Origin of the sequence: Xenorhabdus aichiensis (genome assembly GCF_028598775.1) — a bacterium.
Classification (GTDB): Bacteria; Pseudomonadota; Gammaproteobacteria; order Enterobacterales; family Enterobacteriaceae; genus Xenorhabdus; species Xenorhabdus bovienii.
On record NZ_JAQRFO010000140.1, the window covers coordinates 1 to 601 of the forward strand.

A 601-nucleotide genomic window follows, 5' to 3' on the forward strand; every position below is an offset into this window, starting at 1 on the left:
TGGGGATTCACGGTTAAGACAATGAAGCTGTTTACATGGGTGAAGCTGAACAAGCTAGCGATGCAAAGGATTGATCAGGCTATTCAGGAGGAAAGGATACTCGATAGTTGGGATTTCATGGAACTACTCAACACTGAAACACGGATGAACGGAGGCAACTACACCCGCAGTAACACAGAGGATGTACTGATCGCTATCAGAGGCAACGGACTGCCGCGCCAGAACGCCAGTGTGAAACAAGTTGTCTATTCCTGTCTGGGTGAGCATAGCCAGAAACCGAGGGAAGTTCACCATAGGCTAGAGCGATTATATGGAGACGACGTACCACGCATTGAATTATTCGCCCGATATCCAATGTCCGGCTGGGATACATGGGGTGATCAGTCACCTACTAACAATATTGAATTTATTAATGGAGTCAAATATGAAAGTAACAATCGAAGTACCGAACAAGAAAGACCTTGATATGGCATTTGGATTAGTCACAGATTTCTTGAAGCAAAAAGATAGGAAAATAAATGAATCTGCGTTCTTTACTATTAACAATGAACGCTCAGGGGTAATAAGAGAATCGCATAAAGGTAATATTTCCTGCCGCATT

The 601-nt window shown here is 43.3% G+C and carries 1 protein-coding gene; it reads left to right on the top strand.

The window, feature by feature from the left end; genetic code table 11:
• A partial coding sequence (locus tag PSI22_RS21335; protein ID WP_273581471.1) for an MT-A70 family methyltransferase occupies window positions 1-465 on the top strand: 465 nt, incomplete at its 5' end.
• Between the last annotated feature and the right edge of the window lie 136 nt (window positions 466-601).